The sequence below is a fragment of the Enterococcus faecium genome (genome assembly GCF_029023785.1).
GTDB lineage: Bacteria > Bacillota > Bacilli > Lactobacillales > Enterococcaceae > Enterococcus_B > Enterococcus_B faecium.
Genome location: NZ_CP118955.1, coordinates 1,416,654 through 1,432,732, shown reverse-complemented (window position 1 = coordinate 1,432,732; position 16,079 = coordinate 1,416,654). Strand labels below are relative to the sequence as shown.

The window sequence follows — 16,079 nt, the reverse complement described above, 5'->3', positions numbered from 1 at the left end:
AAGGGAGGAATAGAAAATGGTTCGTCCTCAAGAAGTCCGTGCGCCAAAAGAAAAAATAGAAATTTTAGCAATTATTGAAGACGGCACACAAACAAAGAAGGGATACTCGATCGCTTTAGTAAAGTGGAAAGGAAAAAAAGGTGTTGCTCTGAGATGGGATGGAGATAATCAACAAGATAAAGGATTCCCTGTCACAGCTAACGGTTATCATCCAGCGTGGTTTGTTCTGCCTGATAAATTTATGGAATTATACAGCTATGATTATGCAAGAGCCGCAGCATCAATCAAAGCATTAGATAAATTAACAGAAGAGCAGAATGAAATGGAGGAAAAATAAAAAAGACGAACCAATCAGCCTTTAGAAAACTGATTAGTTCGAGGAGTAAAAATGAAAAAAGGTTATTTGGGATGAAACTAGAATAATGCGTATAACTTAAATAAAACTTAAAGCAATAAAATGGCAAGAGGGTGAGGCAAATGGAAGCAGGAAAAGTGTTACAGGAAGTAAAAGCACTATGTGCAGATAAAAAATATGAAGAAGCGAAAAGCCTGATCGAAAAGAACAAAGAAAATTTGGAAGAAAAGTACCCGATCGCACAACAATTTATAGAATCGCCGATTGTAAAATTAAGCTAGACAACTAAAAAAGTCATTTGTGCTACACTCAAAATAGTTCCGACCAAAGAATTATAAGGAGTGAGTACAAATGACCTATACCCATCTTACAACGGATGAACTTGTAATAATAGAGTCTTATTTCAAAATGAATCAATCTGTTGCTAAAACTGCCCATTGCTTGAATCGTTCAAGACAAACGATCCATAAAGTATATCTGTTCTTCAAGCAAGGAAAATCAGCCTTAGAATATTATCAACAGTATAAGAAAAACAAATCAAACTGTGGTAGACGTCCGCTTGTTTTACCCGAGGAACAATCAGAATATATTCAAAGAAAGGTTGTTCAAGGATGGACACCCGATGTGATTGTTGGTCGTGCAGCGTTTCCTATTAGTTGTTCTGCTCGTACCATTTATCGTATGTTCAAAAAGGGGCTATTTGATTCTTCTGACTTACCGATGAAAGGCAAGCGTAAACCGAATGGACATCAAGAAAGACGTGGAAAACAAACTTTCCGCCGCTCTATTCATGAACGTGAAAAGGATTATAGCCAATTCTCAAATGAGTTTGGTCACCTTGAAGGTGACACTATCGTAGGTCTGAAACATAAAAGTGCTGTAATTACCTTAGTTGAACGATTATCAAAAGTTATCATCACATTGAAACCGTGTGGTAGACAAGCGATTGATATTGAAAAAAAATTAAATCAATGGTTTGAATCTGTACCGAAAAACCTATTCAAATCCATCACTTTTGATTGTGGAAAGGAATTTTCAAATTGGAAACAGATCAGTAATGTCAATGATATTGCCATTTATTTCGCTGATCCAGGAACGCCGTCTCAAAGAGGCCTAAACGAGAATTCTAACGGATTGTTACGTAGAGATGGTTTATTGAAATCTATGGATTTCAATTCAGTAGATGAATTTTTTATTCAATCTGTCGCATCTAAACGAAATAATATTCCTAGAAAATCACTGGATTATCGAACACCTTTGGAAGTATTTTTGAGTTACGTAAGTATTGATGATCTGTCTAACTTAATTTGACAATTAAGAAATTAAAACAAGGAACGATCCTTCACCGATTCAAACATTTTTTTGGTATAACAGAATAGAAAAAACGATTAAAGATCGGCAGAAATTTGCTGCATCTTTAATCGTTTTCTTTTTAAACATGCGAGGGATTCAATTCTGATTCTTATATAAAAAATAGATCCAAATAATAAGAAAAATTACTGAAAGCGTCAATTCGATGATGTGTGTTATTAATACAGACGTTGTTTCCCAATGCCTAAAAGAAAAAATTTGATAAGTAAAATATACAGCAGGTAAAGAGGACAGTAAAACTGAAAACTTCTTTTTTGTCCATTTTATGTAATAGAAAAGAATGCTTATCATAATAAAAAAAGGAATATAAAAAACAAATTGACCGATCGCGATCATACTATTGCCTCCAATAAATAAAGTCCATGATACAAAATAACACTTTGTGCGAAATGGCGCAAGCAGTTTTGTGGATTTATCCAGTAAAATCTGTATCGATTTTGAAATTAGAGGAGAAACTTGCTATAATCAAAGTGAAAGAAGGAGTGGGATTTTCATGGATCATGTAGTGTTAGAAATCGATTTGCATTTAATCAATAATATTCGGGTGATTTACTATGTTGTAAGTAACAGTGTCGAACAACGTGTACTGACGAATAAAATAAATGGTATTTTAGCAAAGAAAGACGTTCACCGATTCAATAATGGTGAAGGAAGTTATTATAGTATCCCAGTAGAAAAAATTATTTATACGACAGTCAAAGTCAGAGAAGATCTAGATACCAAAAAAGCATATGAACCTATTTTTACAACTTATTGATTGACAGCAGATGGAGGAAAAAAATGAATCCATATGAACAACTTATTCAAGATTTGATCGATGGAAAAATCGAAAAGATTGATGTAAAAAGAGAAGAATTAATGGCTTTTCGAGAAGCGTGGCTGAAGTTGGAGAATCGTAAATATGTGGTGGGAAAAGCCTCACTGAACGGCAATGTGACTTATCATTACGATCCGACACGTTTATTTTAGTATGAAGTATTCAGAAAAGAACCAAAGGAGGACGATGCAGCAGCATTGTCCTCCTTTGATTTTACAAAAGTGAAAGTTTTACTTATTTGAATAGATTTTTAAATTTGTTTTTGACACTGTCGATATTTACATCTTTTAAAAGATTTTGGGCTTTCTCTTTATAAGGTCCTAATTGTTCTTTATGTTCTTCGATAAATCGTTTTGCGCCATCGAAATTGCCGTTCTTAATCATTTCCTTGACTTTTTGAAATAATTCTTCTTGATTCATTTTGAACACATCCTTTGCTATCAACATGATTTTTTACATGGACAAAACGAGAAAAACTGATTTATCCACACGTCAATAATATCAAATAACGATCATTTTTACTAAAAAAACACTCGATTCTCGCTTCTAAAGTAGGAGAAAAATCTCCAACTTGGGACGGATGGAATTTCTTTAACTGACCCATATACTGAATATATAACAAGGAGGTAGAAAGATGAAAGTGATTAAATATTTGATTGGACTGGCGGCGATTAGTGGTATTTTGCTATTTGGACTGAAATATTATACTGAAGGAAGTTATGGAGAAATCCCTGGTATACTTGATCAGCTAAATCCATTAGTTGAAAAAGGAGAGGTCTATGTAAAGACACAAAAACCAGAGGAAGTAAATGAATATGGTACAGCAAGGTATGTGCAGAAAGCTGCTGATGCCAATGGGAAAGAACGAACGGTTGAATTTAATGGTCTTTCTGTGTTAAAAGAAAATCATTATTTGAAAATTAGCAATAAAGGAGCACACATAGAAACGTATGAGGAAGTTCCTAGAGAAAAAGTTCCGGAGAAAGCATTAGCAATTATTGGGTAAATCAGTTTTTGTATTAAGAATACGCCCGATTTTATTATTCATAATTTAATTATGTAAACTAAATACAAGTAGTAAAAATAATACAATAATCCCCCTGCAAAAAGATTGTTCTTTTACAGGGGGTTCATTTTTTCAGCAAGCACATCAAATTGGGATGGCAGGGTTCGAACCTACAATTGCTTGATTCAGAGTCAAGTGCCTTACCAGTTTGGCTACATCCCATTTATTCAACAAAATAATCATAGCACTTTCCTAAAAAAACGCAAGTTATTTTTCTTGATCGGATAGTTGTTGCTTTACTCGTAAAAGGCGGCGTACTAGTTTCTTTTCTAATCCAGCAGGAAGGGCAATCAGTTCTGCTACTGACAAGACGGTGTCCAATAACTGATATTCTTTGACAGGTTCATTCATAATATGATAGATGTTTGCTAAACGTTCAATATATTCAAAGCGAGTATACTCTGTTCGAGCAATTAGAAATTTCAATAAATCGGTGGCTTTCTCGTACTCTTGATCTGCGTAATAAACAAGAGATTGACGATACAATTTGATTTCCAGTTCATTGAGGGTAGCAGGTCTGCGACGCTCGTTCCACTCATTAATAGAGACTTTACCTTGAACATTTCCCTTGCAGTCACGGACAAAAATAATCGGAATTTCATTTGGATCCATTTTTTTATGTGTGAATTTTTCCATTATCTACGCTCCCTTCAAAGGTTTGGTATCTTGAGTATAAGGGATTTTTGTTTGAATTACTAGCTTTTCTCCAAAGTTAGCATCTGTCCACCCATTGCAGTGAAAATCGCCGAAAAATCGTTGATCGGTACTGCTCGATTTTTTACACCATAGGGATCGTTGACATAAATATTTTCTTTGTCATATCCAGTGACTACACAAGCATGAACAAGAGGAGTGACTCTTACTTCTCCATTATTTGTGGTCCAAGTCATAAAATCAGTTTCATCTGGGACTTCAAAATTGATAGTCACAGAAGTCCAGACAGGATTTCCTTTAGATAGTGCTTTTTTGATATCATCGAGTTGAGCATCGGTTTTTGGAAAAGTGTGATAATCCGTTTGGACGATTTGCTGAGCAAGGGAGGCAACTGGGGGAACATAGACGCCCATAGCCCAGTCTCCGCCACTGATATCACCAACAAATCCTTCATTAGGATCGCCATGAGTCCCATCTGCATTGAAAACAGGGACGTAATCCAATTGCTCAGCTAACTGGTTTTTAGTTGTTTCATAACCATAAAAAGATAAAAGCATAGAAAGCGAAGTGACTTCACAGCCATTTTCTAAAGAAGGAGAATCAAACTGGCTCTCTAATGGAACATCTAGTAAAACTTCTGCTTTCTCTTTTGTCTTTTTCGTTTTTTGTGTTGAACTTTTTTGTGCAGTGTTCATTGTATGTTCTGGAGAATGGATATGTAGGTAATAACTTGTACCGCTTAATAAAAGAGCAGCTGTGCCCCCTAGAAACAATAGTTTTTTGAACGTTTTTTTCTTCATTTGAAATCTCCCTTTTCAGCTGTTTATCTTTCCTATTATAAATGTATTTTTATTGGAAATGGAAGTATTATATTTTAATATGTAGGAAATAATTAGTTTTTAAGGAATATGTTTTAATTTTTTGAAAAAAATTCTTCTAAATACAACAGCTGTTTTAATTGTGAAAACGAAAACAGTACGCTATAATGCCTGTAAGGTTGATTTTTAACTGTAAATAAAAATCAATGAGTTAAATCTCCAAAGAAATAGCAGTGGTAATGTGGAGAAAAGTTCCAGCAGTTTAGGAGGATTTTGATGACGGAAGAAATGATTAATTTAGGAGAACAATATGCATGCAAACCAATTGGTTTTACAAAAACGGTCATTGGTGAAGTTGTATCAAAAATGACAAACTGCGCCGTGGTCAAAGTTGCCCAATGTGCTGCAGAGGACCAAGAATTATTAGATGAAAAAGCAAGCATGGTTGTTGCAAAATATGATACATTTGAATAAAGAAAACAATTGGACGTGCGGCGTGCTGCAAGTCCAATTTCTTTGAGAAGGTAAATCAGTATTCTTTTCCTATTTTCTGGAGAAGAAAAAGCGAGGCGAGTTGTCATGGTAACATTCTTTACGGTTCTATTGTTTTTATTCGTTGTTGTGATGTTTTTATTTCTTTGGCTGGTTCGAAAAGAAATTATTTATCGGACTGTGCGAAATCGATGGGTCTACTTGGTGATACCCTTCTTAGTGTCACTAGTCATTTGGTATACACTCATCAGTCATCCTACAGCAGATGAATTGGCAAAAGGGATCTTGTCAGCAATGATTTTTATTAGTTTTTTGTTGGACAGTAGAGGAATCACAGAAGAAGGACTTGTTTTGAATAGCTTTGACAAAAAAGGTGTTCCTTTTTCTGAGATCAATAAAATTGTATTATATCAGCCAAAAGGTTCTAAAATCGTAAAAATGAATTTTTTCCGAAACGGATGGCGAGGACCGATGCTGAAATTTTCTGCATCATTAGAAGAATTAGTTCCATTTTTGTCCCAACGCTTAAACGATGAGGCAGAGATTGATATTATGATTGATCCAGAATAAAAACAGAGGTTGCGACAAGATGTTTGTCACAACCTCTGTTTTTTATTTCAAATAAAATTATCCAAATACGCGGAAGCGATCGGCATCGTTCATGTATTCTTTTTCCCCAGCCGGTGTTTCTGGTGAACCGAATACTAATTGCGAACGTAGTTTCCAGTTTGAAGGGATATTCCATTCTTTTGCAACTGCTTCGTCAATAACTGGGTTGTAATGTTGCAAGTTTGCGCCCAATCCTTTATCAACTAATGCTACCCAAGTATTAGCTGTTGCGATTCCGTTTGATTGTTCTGACCAATCTGGGAAGTTGTCTGCATATAATTCAAATTGTTCTTGTAGACCTTTTACCACGTCAGTATCTTTGAAGAATAATACTGTACCATAACCATTTTTGAAACCAGCTAATTTGTTTTGTGTATTTGGGAAAGCTTCTGCTGGAGTCAATGGGCGAAGTGCTTCTTCAGTGATTTCCCAAAGTTTTTCATGTGCATCTCCGAAAAGGATAACTGCGCGTGTTGATTGAGCATTGAAAGCAGTTGGGCTTTCTTTAATTGCTTCTTTGATCAAAGTTGTTAATTCTTCATTAGAAAGTGAAACATTACGTCCTAGATGATAGATTGAACGGCGGTTTTTCAAAGTGTCAGTAAAAGTTGTCATAATAAAATTTCTCCTTTGATTTGCGTTTTGCATTTTTTTAATTGATTACGAAATGAAGTATAGCACCTTACAAAAAGTAAGTAAACAGATATGCTCACAAAAAATAAGCGAAGTTCAAAAAACAATTTTAATAAGAAAAATCGTTATGTAAGGATTTTCTTGGTTATCGCTTTCATTGTTGTGTTTTAGGAATTTTTGCTTATTTGAAAAAAACAGCTGATATATAATTATTAAATCTCTATCTTCTTTTTTTTATGATATTGCCATTAAAAATTACTTGTTTTTATAGAAAATTAGTTTATATTTCTTAAATAAGTTTTTTAGTTAAATTTTTCGGTAAAGATGTATAATATTTTCTGAAAATTTAAAGAATTGGGGTATAGATTATGGAAAAACAGCAAGACAAGGGCTTCTTCGGGCAGCCGAAGGGATTGTCAACTTTGTTCTTCACTGAGATGTGGGAACGATTTAGTTATTACGGTATGCGTGCATTACTTATCTATTATATGTACGATACAGTTGCCAACGGGGGACTTGGATTACCACGAGCAACAGCATTAGCTATCATGTCGATCTACGGATCTTTGATCTACATGTCTAGTATCGTCGGCGGATGGGTATCTGACCGAGTGTTAGGAGCAAAACGCACTGTATTCTTCGGTGGAGTTTTCATTATGCTTGGCCACATCGTCTTGGCTTTACCATTTGGTGTAAGTACATTGTTTGTTTCGATGGCATTGATTATTATCGGAACCGCCTTTTTGAAACCAAATGTTTCTGGCATGGTCGGACATCTTTATTCAAAGACTGACTTGCGAAGAGATGCAGGATTTTCGATTTTTTACATGGGTGTCAACTTAGGGGCATTATTAGCACCACTAATCGTTGGTACAATCGGTCAAGAATATAACTATCATTTAGGGTTCTCTTTAGCTGCTATTGGGATGTTCTTTGGATTATTACAATACATCATCCAAGGACGCAAGACATTAGACGGAGTGGGTACAACACCGCCGAATCCTTTGACAACTGAAGAACGTAAAGGATTCATCCGTAACTTGATCATCGCACTTGTTGTTATCGCTGCAGTATTCGGCGGGGCACAACTAACTGGTCATCTGACAATTGACTTTTTTGTCAATACAATCAGTGTATTGGGGATTATCTTACCGTTGTATTACTTTATCAAAATGCTGACTTCAAAAGATGTAACTGCTGAAGAAAAACCAAGAGTATGGGCTTATATCCCATTATTCCTTGCAGCAATCATTTTCTGGTCATTACAAGAACAAGGTTCATCTATCTTAGCTTTATTTGCTAGTGAACGTACACAATCTACGCTATTTGGTGTAACGATCCAAGCAAGCTGGTATCAATCATTGAATCCAATTTTCATCTTTATTCTGACACCAGTATTCGTAACGATGTGGACGAAACTTGGTGAACGTCAACCATCTACAGTAGTGAAATTCTCTCTTGGACTTTTATTTGCAGGATTATCGTACTTGCTATTGATGTTGCCGGGTATGCTTTATGGTACAAGTTGAAAAGTAAGTCCATTGTGGTTGTTGGGAAGTTTCTTCATCGTGGTTATTGCTGAATTGTGTCTTTCACCAGTTGGTTTGTCTGTGACAACAAAATTAGCACCACGAGCATTTGAATCACAAACAATCGCTATTTGGTTCTTAGCTGATGCTTCTTCACAAGCAATCAATGCACAAATTGCACGCTTCTACACACCGGGAACAGAATCTGCCTACTTCGGTATTATCGGTGCAGTAGCAATCGTCGGTGGTATCTTGCTATTTACTGTGAAAGAACCAATCAAAAAACTAATGGGATCTATTCATTAATCAATGAACATAAAGACAGGAATTGCTTATTTGCAGCAGTTCCTGTTTTTTGCGTATACTTAAAAAAGTAGAAATGTCAGAACCTTAAAAGGATATAATTTGAAGAATATAGAACAAATGTTCAGTATTTTTTGATATAATAAAGGAGCACCGTATCATGTGTTGAAGGAGGAAAAGCATGTCTTTACAATTTATTCTTGGAAACGGGAAAAAAGATCACCGTCAAGTCTTGATCGACGAAGCATCCGCTTGGCTCGACCAGGATGCAAGTAACCAAGTATTTTTCCTTGTTCCCAACTACAGCAAATTCGAACAGGAACAAGAAATTTTAGCGGAGATGCGAAGAAGAAGCGGAAAAAAAGCTTTCAGCACAACAAACGTTCAAGTATTTAGTTTTTATCGTCTGGCTTGGTATTTGCTGCAACAGACAACTCTTCTTACAGGAAATGAATTATCAGAATCAGGATCTGCAATGATCTTGCGACAGATTTTAGAAAAAAATGAGGAAGAATTAACAATCTTTCGCGGAGAAATCAATAAAAGAGGGTTTATTCGTCAATTACAAGAACTCTACAGTGAATTGCGTACAGGAAATATTCAACCAGAAGACCTGATGCTTTTATTTGGTGATTCACCTAATGCAGAAGACCAGCAACTTAAAATGAAAGACTTGAAGCTGATTTTTTCAGCTTATGACAGCGAATTGACTCAACGTGCACTAACAAATGAAGATGCACTATCTATACTAGCAAATTATATGCAGACACAAGATTTCAACAACGTCAAATTTATTGTCAGTGGTTTTTCTCGAATCAATGGTCAAGAGTATCAATTACTGCAGGCAATGATGGAAAAGGGGCAATTGGTTGTCGATTTATTGCTGGATCGTCCTTATACAGCGGATCTTCCAGAAGTACTTACGCTCTTTCATGAGACTGGAAAGCTTTATTTCCGTCTTTTTCAAAGTGCAAGAGAACGGAAAGTCCCTATATTAGTGGACCGATTTGCACCAGAGCAGACTCGTCCGACAGAGCTTCAACTGCTGCAAACAATGTGGGAAGAGACATCTAGCCAAAAGAAAGCGGCAGTACACAAATTAGGGGGACAAGAGCATCTCCATTTGTGGGAAGCTGAAAATCCAACTGAAGAAGTCCGACAATTAGCTGTTGAAATCAGGCGACTAGTCAGTGAAGAAAACTACCGTTATCGTGATATCCAAGTGCTGACAAAAAATATGTCTTTATATGGAAATATCCTTCGGCCGATCTTTCAAGAAATGGCAATTCCTTTTTATATCGATGAAGAACAAATGATGGAAAATCATCCGCTGATCGAATGGATCAACAGTCTGTTCGCTCTTGACCGCTATTCTTATCGGCTAAGTGATATTATGCGTTTTTTCAAAACTGAATTATTTCTGTCGACGGAAGCAGAAACCGAACTTGATGAATGGAAACAAGAGCGAGATGAATTCAGGAAAAAACTGGACATCACTGAAAATGTAGCACTTGCTTACAATTATCAGGGAACTTATTGGACTCGTGAAAAAGACTGGCAGTTTGTGGCGTATGATTTTGAAGCAGAACAGATTGAAGACGTACAGTATTTGGAAGAACAGTCAAATACGATTAGACGATTATTTCAGAAAGCTGTACCAGTATTTTTGAAAAAAATAAAGAAAAGCAAAACAGGACAAGAGGCCGCAAATGTTTTTTATCAATTTTTGATCCAAAGTGGCGTACAGCAACAATTATTGTTTTGGCGTAATCAGGAAGTAGACAGAGGAAACTTAGAAGCGGCAAGAAACCATGAGCAGACATGGGGAGCGCTGATTGATCTGTTGGATGAATATGTAGTAATTTATGGTGAATCGGCTTTTGACTGGTCACTGTTCCAAGAAATCATTACGAGTGGTCTAGAAAATCTAAGTTATGGTAAAATCCCTACCGCAATCGACCAAGTGCGAATCAATCGTTTGGAATTAGTTCGACCAAATCAAGCTGCCGTCACTTTTGCATTAGGGTTGAATGATCAAGTGTTTCCAGACCGAAAAGAGACAAAAGGATTGTTGTCCAGTGAAGAACGAGAAGTATTAAATCAGGCCTTGCCAGATGGACAGTTTTTATTCGACCCATCAAAGGAAAGTATCTCTTTTGAGCCTTTCCAAGCCTATCTTGTTTTTCTTTCCGGAACAGATCGATTATATCTTAGTTATGCACAAAGCTATGACACAGATGGCTCGCTGAAGATGTCTCCTTATTTGCGTAGAATCACAGAATATTTATCTGTTCCCGTCGAGAGAAAAGAGCATTTGACGATCGAAAGCGACCCTAATTGTTATGTAGGGACTTACAGAAGCGGAATCAATACAGTCAATAGGATTTATCGATTAGCTTTAGATGAAAAAAAACCTGTACCAAAGCACTGGCAAAAGCTCAAAGAATTAGTACTGAATTCGTCATGGCGAAATTTTGCTTTACAGATTTTTGAAAGTCAGGAACATTTAAATGTTCCTGTTTCGATGCCAGAAAAAATGGCGGAAGAGCTTTATGGAAAAGAAATTTATACTTCAATTTCACGTATGGAGAATTTTTATAATTGTGAATACAAATACTTCATGCAATTTGGTTTGAAATTGAAAGAACGAACTGTTTATGGTCTAACTCCAGCAGCAACTGGTGATTTTTATCATGAATCATTGGATCGTTTCTTCAAGCTACTGTTTTCAAACCAATTATCCTTAGTGAATATGTCCGATACGCAGCGTAGAGACTTTACTGAAAAAGTGCTGCAGGAAGTATTCGGAGAACTTCGGTTTGAGATATTGGATAGTTCTGCAAGAATGAACTATATCCGCTACCAGTTAGGACAGACGATTCAAAAAGTGGCATGGGCTTTGCAAAAACAGAGCAAAAATACAGGCATGCATCCTCTTCAGACAGAGATTCTATTTGGTCAGATTGCTGGAGCAAAAGGTATCACAGGTCTGGAATTACCGTTGAGTAATGGTGGAAAACTCCATGTTCGAGGGAAAATCGATCGAATCGATGTAGCTTCTGAACAAGAAGATACTTGGCTAAGCGTCGTTGATTATAAATCTAGCGGACGTTCATTCGATGTCACAGAAGCTTATTATGGCATGGCTATGCAATTATTGACGTACCTGGACGTAGCATTGATGGATGCGGTACGTTTGACTGGAAAGGCGGCTGTTAAACCAGCAGGATCATATTATTTACATGTTCATAATCCTGTATTGACGGAGACAGATGATGTAGAGAAGAATACATTGAAAAAATTTAGTTATGATGGCGTTTTTGTCGATGATCCCGCTCTTTTAGAAGTACTAGATCATTCACTGGAAGCAAAAGAACAATCACTGATCTATCCAGTGAAAAAAAATGCGAAAGATGAATACCAAAAAGGTAGTTTCAGTAAAGACAAATTTTTCACGGAAGAAGAACTGCAACTATTCATGGCGCATAATCGGGAAAATATGCGGTTAGCTGGAGATGCGATTACTTCCGGAGAAATCAAACTAAATCCAGCTTATAAAGATAAACAGCGGATTGCCTGCGAATTTTGTCCATTCAGAAGCATCTGTACGTTTGATGTGATGCTGAAAGAAAATAATTACCACCGTCTGGAGAAAATAGATAAGGAAGAAGCACTGCGTAGAATATTGAAAAGGAGTGAAGAAGAGTGAATCAAATTCCTTTAAAACCGCAAAATGAACGATTCACAGATGATCAGTGGCAAGCGATTTTTGATCAAGGAGATAATCTATTAGTCTCTGCGTCTGCCGGATCAGGTAAAACTACAGTGCTTGTTCGAAGAGTGATTGAAAAACTAAAAATGGGTTTTGATATCGATGAATTATTGATTGTGACATTTACTGAAGCTGCCGCAAGAGAAATGAAAGAAAGAATTCAAGAGGCATTACAAGAAGCCGTCAATAGCGAAAGTGACCCTGTACGTAGACAGCATTTTACTAAGCAGTTAGTTTTATTGCCCACAGCGAATATCTCAACCTTACATGCTTTTTGCCTGACAGTTATTCGACGTTATTATTACTTAATTGATATTGATCCAGTCTTTCGTATGTTAACAGATGAAACAGAAACGATCTTGATGAAGGAGGATGTGTGGGATGAGCTGAGAGAAGCACTTTATGCAGAAAATGATGAACGATTTTTCCAATTAACAATGAATTTTTCTAATGATCGTTCAGATGACGGCTTGACGAATCTGGTGTTTTCTCTTTATGAGTTTGCCCGTGCCAACCCTGACCCCAAAAAATGGCTAGAACAGTTAAGCGATAATTATCGTTTGCCTGAGGGGCTAGCGAAATCTCGATTATATCAAGAACAAATCCGTCCTTTAGTTTTGGCAGATATATACCAATGTGTACAATTATATGAACAGATGACTCAGTTAGCACAAGGTGAAGGATTAGAAAAAATGCATGAGCAAGTAGCTGGAGAACAACAGCAGATCAAGAATATCTATGAAGCGTTCTCGCAAGATCGGTTAGAAGAAGCTTATGCTGGTTTGGAACAACTAACTTTTTCAACTTTTAAGAGCAGTCGGAAAGCAGAATTGAAAGAAATTTCCAATGAAGTCAAGGGCATGAGGGATAAAGCAAAAAAACTGATTCAGCAGATAAGTAAAAGTTATTTTCCTGTTTCCCCAAGCCAAATGGAAGAATTAACGGACAAAGCACTACCGTTAGTCGAAGAAATGACAAAAGTCACGCAAAGCTTCATGGACGGTTTCAGTATGCGTAAACGGGAAAAAGGTGTGCTGGATTTCAATGATCTGGAACATTTAGCGTTGCAGATTCTCACAGAAAAAACGAAAGATGCATGGCTGCCAAGTGAAGCTTCAAAACATTATCGAAAAAAATTCAAAGAAGTAATGGTAGATGAATATCAAGACGTGAACCAATTACAAGAAGCCATTTTATACTGGCTAAGAGAACCTGATGATACAAAAGGAAATATGTTCATGGTTGGGGATGTCAAACAATCCATCTATTCTTTCCGTTTAGCAGATCCTAGTTTATTTATCGGGAAATACGAGAATTTCTCAAAGAAAGAAGGCGGACGTCGAATCGTTTTGGCTGAGAACTTCCGCTCTAGAAAAGAAGTCCTTTCTTTTACGAATCTTATTTTTGAACAACTAATGGATCCAGCAGTGGGTCAAATCAATTATGACGAAGCAGCCAAACTGATCCAAGGATTTTCAGACTTTCCAGAGAATGAACAGTTTGAGCCGGAAATCATGATCTATGAAAAAGAACAGGAAGAATCAGAGATTGAGATTCCGACGGATGATATACTGGAAGACAAAACAGAAGGCGAACTTTTTATGACAGGACTAAAAATTCGTCAATTAATTGATTCCTCCTTTATGATTTATGATAAAAAATCAAAAAAAAGTCGTCCGATAGAGTACAAAGACATTGTTCTCTTGACACCTACAAAGAAGAACAACTTAACGATTTTAGAGATTTTCAAAACATTGGATATTCCATTAGAGATGAATGATGCTCAAAACTATTTTCAAGCGACAGAAATTCGCACGATGATCTCGCTGCTACAATTAATCGATAATCCCTATCAAGATATTCCGCTTGCGGCTGTATTGCGCTCACCGATCGTGGGTCTGATTGAACCAGAATTAGCCAGCATTCGATTAGCTGACCGTGCACATACTTACTATGATGCTGTGCTTGCTTATCAAGCATCAAACGAAGATGAATTAGCAGCTAAGCTGGAACATTTTGGCAAGCAACTAGAGCATTGGCGAGAACTTGCTCGCCGTTCTTCGATCACTGACTTGTTATGGGATATCTATTATGAGACGGGATATCTAGAGTATGTGGTCGGTCTGCCAGCAGGGGCACAGAGACAAGCCAATCTTTATGCATTGGTTGATCGTGCCAAAGCTTACGAGCAAAGTTCTTTCAGAGGATTATACCAGTTCGTGCGTTTCATTGAAAAAATGCAAGAAAAAGATAAAGACTTAGCAGAACCAGTCATTTCAATAGAAGATAATGCTGTTCGCGTTATGACGATCCATGCAAGTAAAGGCTTGGAATTCCCAGTTGTATTTTTGTTAGATATGACAAAGGAGTTCAACTTACAAGACTTGCGCAATCGGTATGCTTTTGAAGAAAAACTTGGAGCAGGAATTCGATATATGGATCCTGAAACACGAGTGTTATATGATACGTTACCGTTTCAAGCCATCAAATTGGTAAAGCAAAACAAATTGTTGTCGGAAGAAATGCGTAAATTGTATGTAGGATTGACTCGGGCAGAACAAAAGCTTTTCATTGTCGGTTCCTATAAAAATAAAGAGCAAATGATCCAAACGTGGTCTGAAGCAGCTGATCATGAGGAGTTGGTTTTTGATCCTGCGCTACGTTTGAAGGGCAGAAGCAGCTTGATGAATTGGATTGGTTACGGATTGATCCGTCATCCTGAAATGCAGAAATACTTAGAGGAAGAAATTTCGACTTCTCTTCTTCAACATTCAAATGCACAGTTTTCTATTTCATGGATGAATCAGCAATCGATCATTGAACAAAGACAGTTGCTTGCTGAAAAAGAACTGGTTAACTTAGATCAGCAGATGAAAGAAGATGAAACTTTATTAGCAGATTCGTTACAAAAACGTCTGGCATATGAATATCCTTATCAAGCTTCTTCACAAACCACAAGTTATCAATCTGTATCTGAAATCAAACGATTATTCGAAGATCCAGATGATACACAAGAATCACGTTTGACTCTGGAAAGCAGTCAGAACAAAGCAGCATCCCGTCAATTTCGTTATACGCAAGAACAACTAGCAGAACCAAAATTTTTGCAAAAAGATCGGCAAGTGTCAGCAGCTGCTGTTGGAACTGCTACGCATGCTTTGTTACAATTACTGCCATTAGAGATGCCAACTACAGAGAGTATCCATCAAAAATTACAGGAATTGGTAAGGAAACGGTTAGTAGACGAAAAAGTCGCGAAAAAAGTAGATGTTTCTTCTATTATATGGTTCTTTCAAACAGAACTTGGTCAACAGCTGATTGCCAACAAAGAAAACGTAAAACGAGAACAACCTTTTTCCATGCTGCTTCCTGCTGACGAAGTATTTCAAGACTATCCAAATCAAGAAGATGAACTATTAATCCACGGAATCGTCGATGGATACCTAGAAGAAAAAGATCATCTCAATATCTATGATTTTAAAACAGATTTTATTTTACATCCGGATGATCCAGCAGAAATAGATGCAATCGTCCAAAAATATCAAGGACAGCTAAGACTTTACCAACAAGCAATGTCAGAAGCTTTGAATAAGCCAGTAGAAAATGTTTTCCTAATTTTGCTTCGAGTGAAACAAATTATAAACATTAACAAATAATTAT

15 protein-coding genes, 1 tRNA gene and 1 pseudogene are annotated in these 16,079 nt (G+C 36.7%); 11 read left to right on the top strand and 6 right to left on the bottom strand.

Going from position 1 to position 16,079, the window contains the following annotated elements:
* The first annotated feature begins 16 nt into the window (after window positions 1-16).
* The 3 genes from PYW34_RS06960 (at window position 17) to PYW34_RS06950 (ending at window position 1,666) form a co-directional block, all read left to right on the top strand.
* Window positions 17-337: a hypothetical protein gene (locus PYW34_RS06960; RefSeq protein ID WP_002295768.1), complete on the top strand. Its 321-nt coding sequence runs from the start codon at window positions 17-19 to the stop codon at window positions 335-337.
* A 140-nt stretch (window positions 338-477) separates the two neighbouring features.
* Window positions 478-636 (top strand): hypothetical protein, encoded by a 159-nt coding sequence (locus PYW34_RS06955; protein ID WP_002334537.1) that lies wholly within the window; start codon window positions 478-480, stop codon window positions 634-636.
* A gap of 70 nt (window positions 637-706) precedes the next feature.
* Window positions 707-1,666 (top strand): IS30 family transposase, encoded by a 960-nt coding sequence (locus PYW34_RS06950; RefSeq protein ID WP_002301399.1) that lies wholly within the window; start codon window positions 707-709, stop codon window positions 1,664-1,666.
* A gap of 138 nt (window positions 1,667-1,804) precedes the next feature.
* On the opposite strand, the gene PYW34_RS06945 is transcribed toward PYW34_RS06950, so the two are convergent.
* On the bottom strand, window positions 1,805-2,062 hold the full coding sequence (locus PYW34_RS06945; protein ID WP_002295771.1) for a hypothetical protein: 258 nt from the start codon (window positions 2,060-2,062) through the stop codon (window positions 1,805-1,807).
* Window positions 2,063-2,219: 157 nt separating this feature from the next.
* Between PYW34_RS06945 and PYW34_RS06940 the strand changes: the two genes are divergently transcribed.
* Both PYW34_RS06940 and PYW34_RS06935 read left to right on the top strand, forming a co-directional pair.
* A complete protein-coding gene (locus PYW34_RS06940) occupies window positions 2,220-2,483 on the top strand; it encodes a hypothetical protein (RefSeq protein WP_002292935.1) in 264 nt (87 codons plus the stop codon).
* Between the two features lie 23 nt (window positions 2,484-2,506).
* Window positions 2,507-2,695, top strand: a complete 189-nt coding sequence (locus PYW34_RS06935; protein ID WP_002288067.1) for a hypothetical protein — start codon at window positions 2,507-2,509, stop codon at window positions 2,693-2,695.
* 82 nt (window positions 2,696-2,777) lie between these two features.
* Here PYW34_RS06935 and PYW34_RS06930 read toward each other — a convergent pair whose 3' ends face one another.
* Window positions 2,778-2,963, bottom strand: a complete 186-nt coding sequence (locus PYW34_RS06930; RefSeq protein ID WP_002288064.1) for a hypothetical protein — start codon at window positions 2,961-2,963, stop codon at window positions 2,778-2,780.
* Between the two features lie 214 nt (window positions 2,964-3,177).
* On the opposite strand from PYW34_RS06930, the gene PYW34_RS06925 reads away from it, so the two are divergent.
* Window positions 3,178-3,549: a YxeA family protein gene (locus PYW34_RS06925; RefSeq protein ID WP_002288062.1), complete on the top strand. Its 372-nt coding sequence runs from the start codon at window positions 3,178-3,180 to the stop codon at window positions 3,547-3,549.
* 149 nt (window positions 3,550-3,698) lie between these two features.
* Here PYW34_RS06925 and PYW34_RS06920 read toward each other — a convergent pair.
* The 3 genes from PYW34_RS06920 to PYW34_RS06910 all read right to left on the bottom strand — a co-directional run bounded on the left by PYW34_RS06920 (window position 3,699) and on the right by PYW34_RS06910 (window position 5,063).
* Window positions 3,699-3,771 (bottom strand) — tRNA-Gln (locus tag PYW34_RS06920).
* Window positions 3,772-3,816: 45 nt separating this feature from the next.
* Complete coding sequence (locus tag PYW34_RS06915) at window positions 3,817-4,245, bottom strand: hypothetical protein (protein ID WP_002295776.1); 429 nt, start codon at window positions 4,243-4,245, stop codon at window positions 3,817-3,819.
* A gap of 59 nt (window positions 4,246-4,304) precedes the next feature.
* Window positions 4,305-5,063 carry a C39 family peptidase gene (locus tag PYW34_RS06910; RefSeq protein WP_002297431.1) on the bottom strand — a complete coding sequence of 253 codons (759 nt, stop codon included), beginning with the start codon at window positions 5,061-5,063 and terminating at the stop codon, window positions 4,305-4,307.
* Window positions 5,064-5,357: 294 nt separating this feature from the next.
* Between PYW34_RS06910 and PYW34_RS06905 the strand changes: the two genes are divergently transcribed.
* Window positions 5,358-5,555 carry a hypothetical protein gene (locus PYW34_RS06905; RefSeq protein ID WP_002288059.1) on the top strand — a complete coding sequence of 66 codons (198 nt, stop codon included), beginning with the start codon at window positions 5,358-5,360 and terminating at the stop codon, window positions 5,553-5,555.
* Window positions 5,556-5,660: 105 nt separating this feature from the next.
* The gene (locus tag PYW34_RS06900) at window positions 5,661-6,143 is read left to right on the top strand and encodes a hypothetical protein (RefSeq protein WP_002288056.1); all 483 of its coding nucleotides are present in this window, start codon (window positions 5,661-5,663) and stop codon (window positions 6,141-6,143) included.
* A gap of 57 nt (window positions 6,144-6,200) precedes the next feature.
* Here PYW34_RS06900 and PYW34_RS06895 read toward each other — a convergent pair whose 3' ends face one another.
* Window positions 6,201-6,797: a nitroreductase family protein gene (locus tag PYW34_RS06895; RefSeq protein WP_002288054.1), complete on the bottom strand. Its 597-nt coding sequence runs from the start codon at window positions 6,795-6,797 to the stop codon at window positions 6,201-6,203.
* Window positions 6,798-7,183: 386 nt separating this feature from the next.
* On the opposite strand from PYW34_RS06895, the pseudogene PYW34_RS06890 reads away from it, so the two are divergent.
* The 3 genes and pseudogenes from PYW34_RS06890 (at window position 7,184) to addA (ending at window position 16,075) form a co-directional block, all read left to right on the top strand.
* A pseudogene (locus PYW34_RS06890) lies at window positions 7,184-8,650 on the top strand (peptide MFS transporter).
* Window positions 8,651-8,828: 178 nt separating this feature from the next.
* Window positions 8,829-12,356, top strand: coding sequence for a PD-(D/E)XK nuclease family protein (locus tag PYW34_RS06885; RefSeq protein ID WP_002288051.1), 3,528 nt, complete (start codon window positions 8,829-8,831; stop codon window positions 12,354-12,356).
* The gene (gene addA / locus PYW34_RS06880; RefSeq protein ID WP_002295779.1) at window positions 12,353-16,075 is read left to right on the top strand and encodes a helicase-exonuclease AddAB subunit AddA; all 3,723 of its coding nucleotides are present in this window, start codon (window positions 12,353-12,355) and stop codon (window positions 16,073-16,075) included. The genes PYW34_RS06885 and addA overlap by 4 nt, the downstream gene beginning before the upstream one ends.
* Window positions 16,076-16,079: the final 4 nt, after the last annotated feature.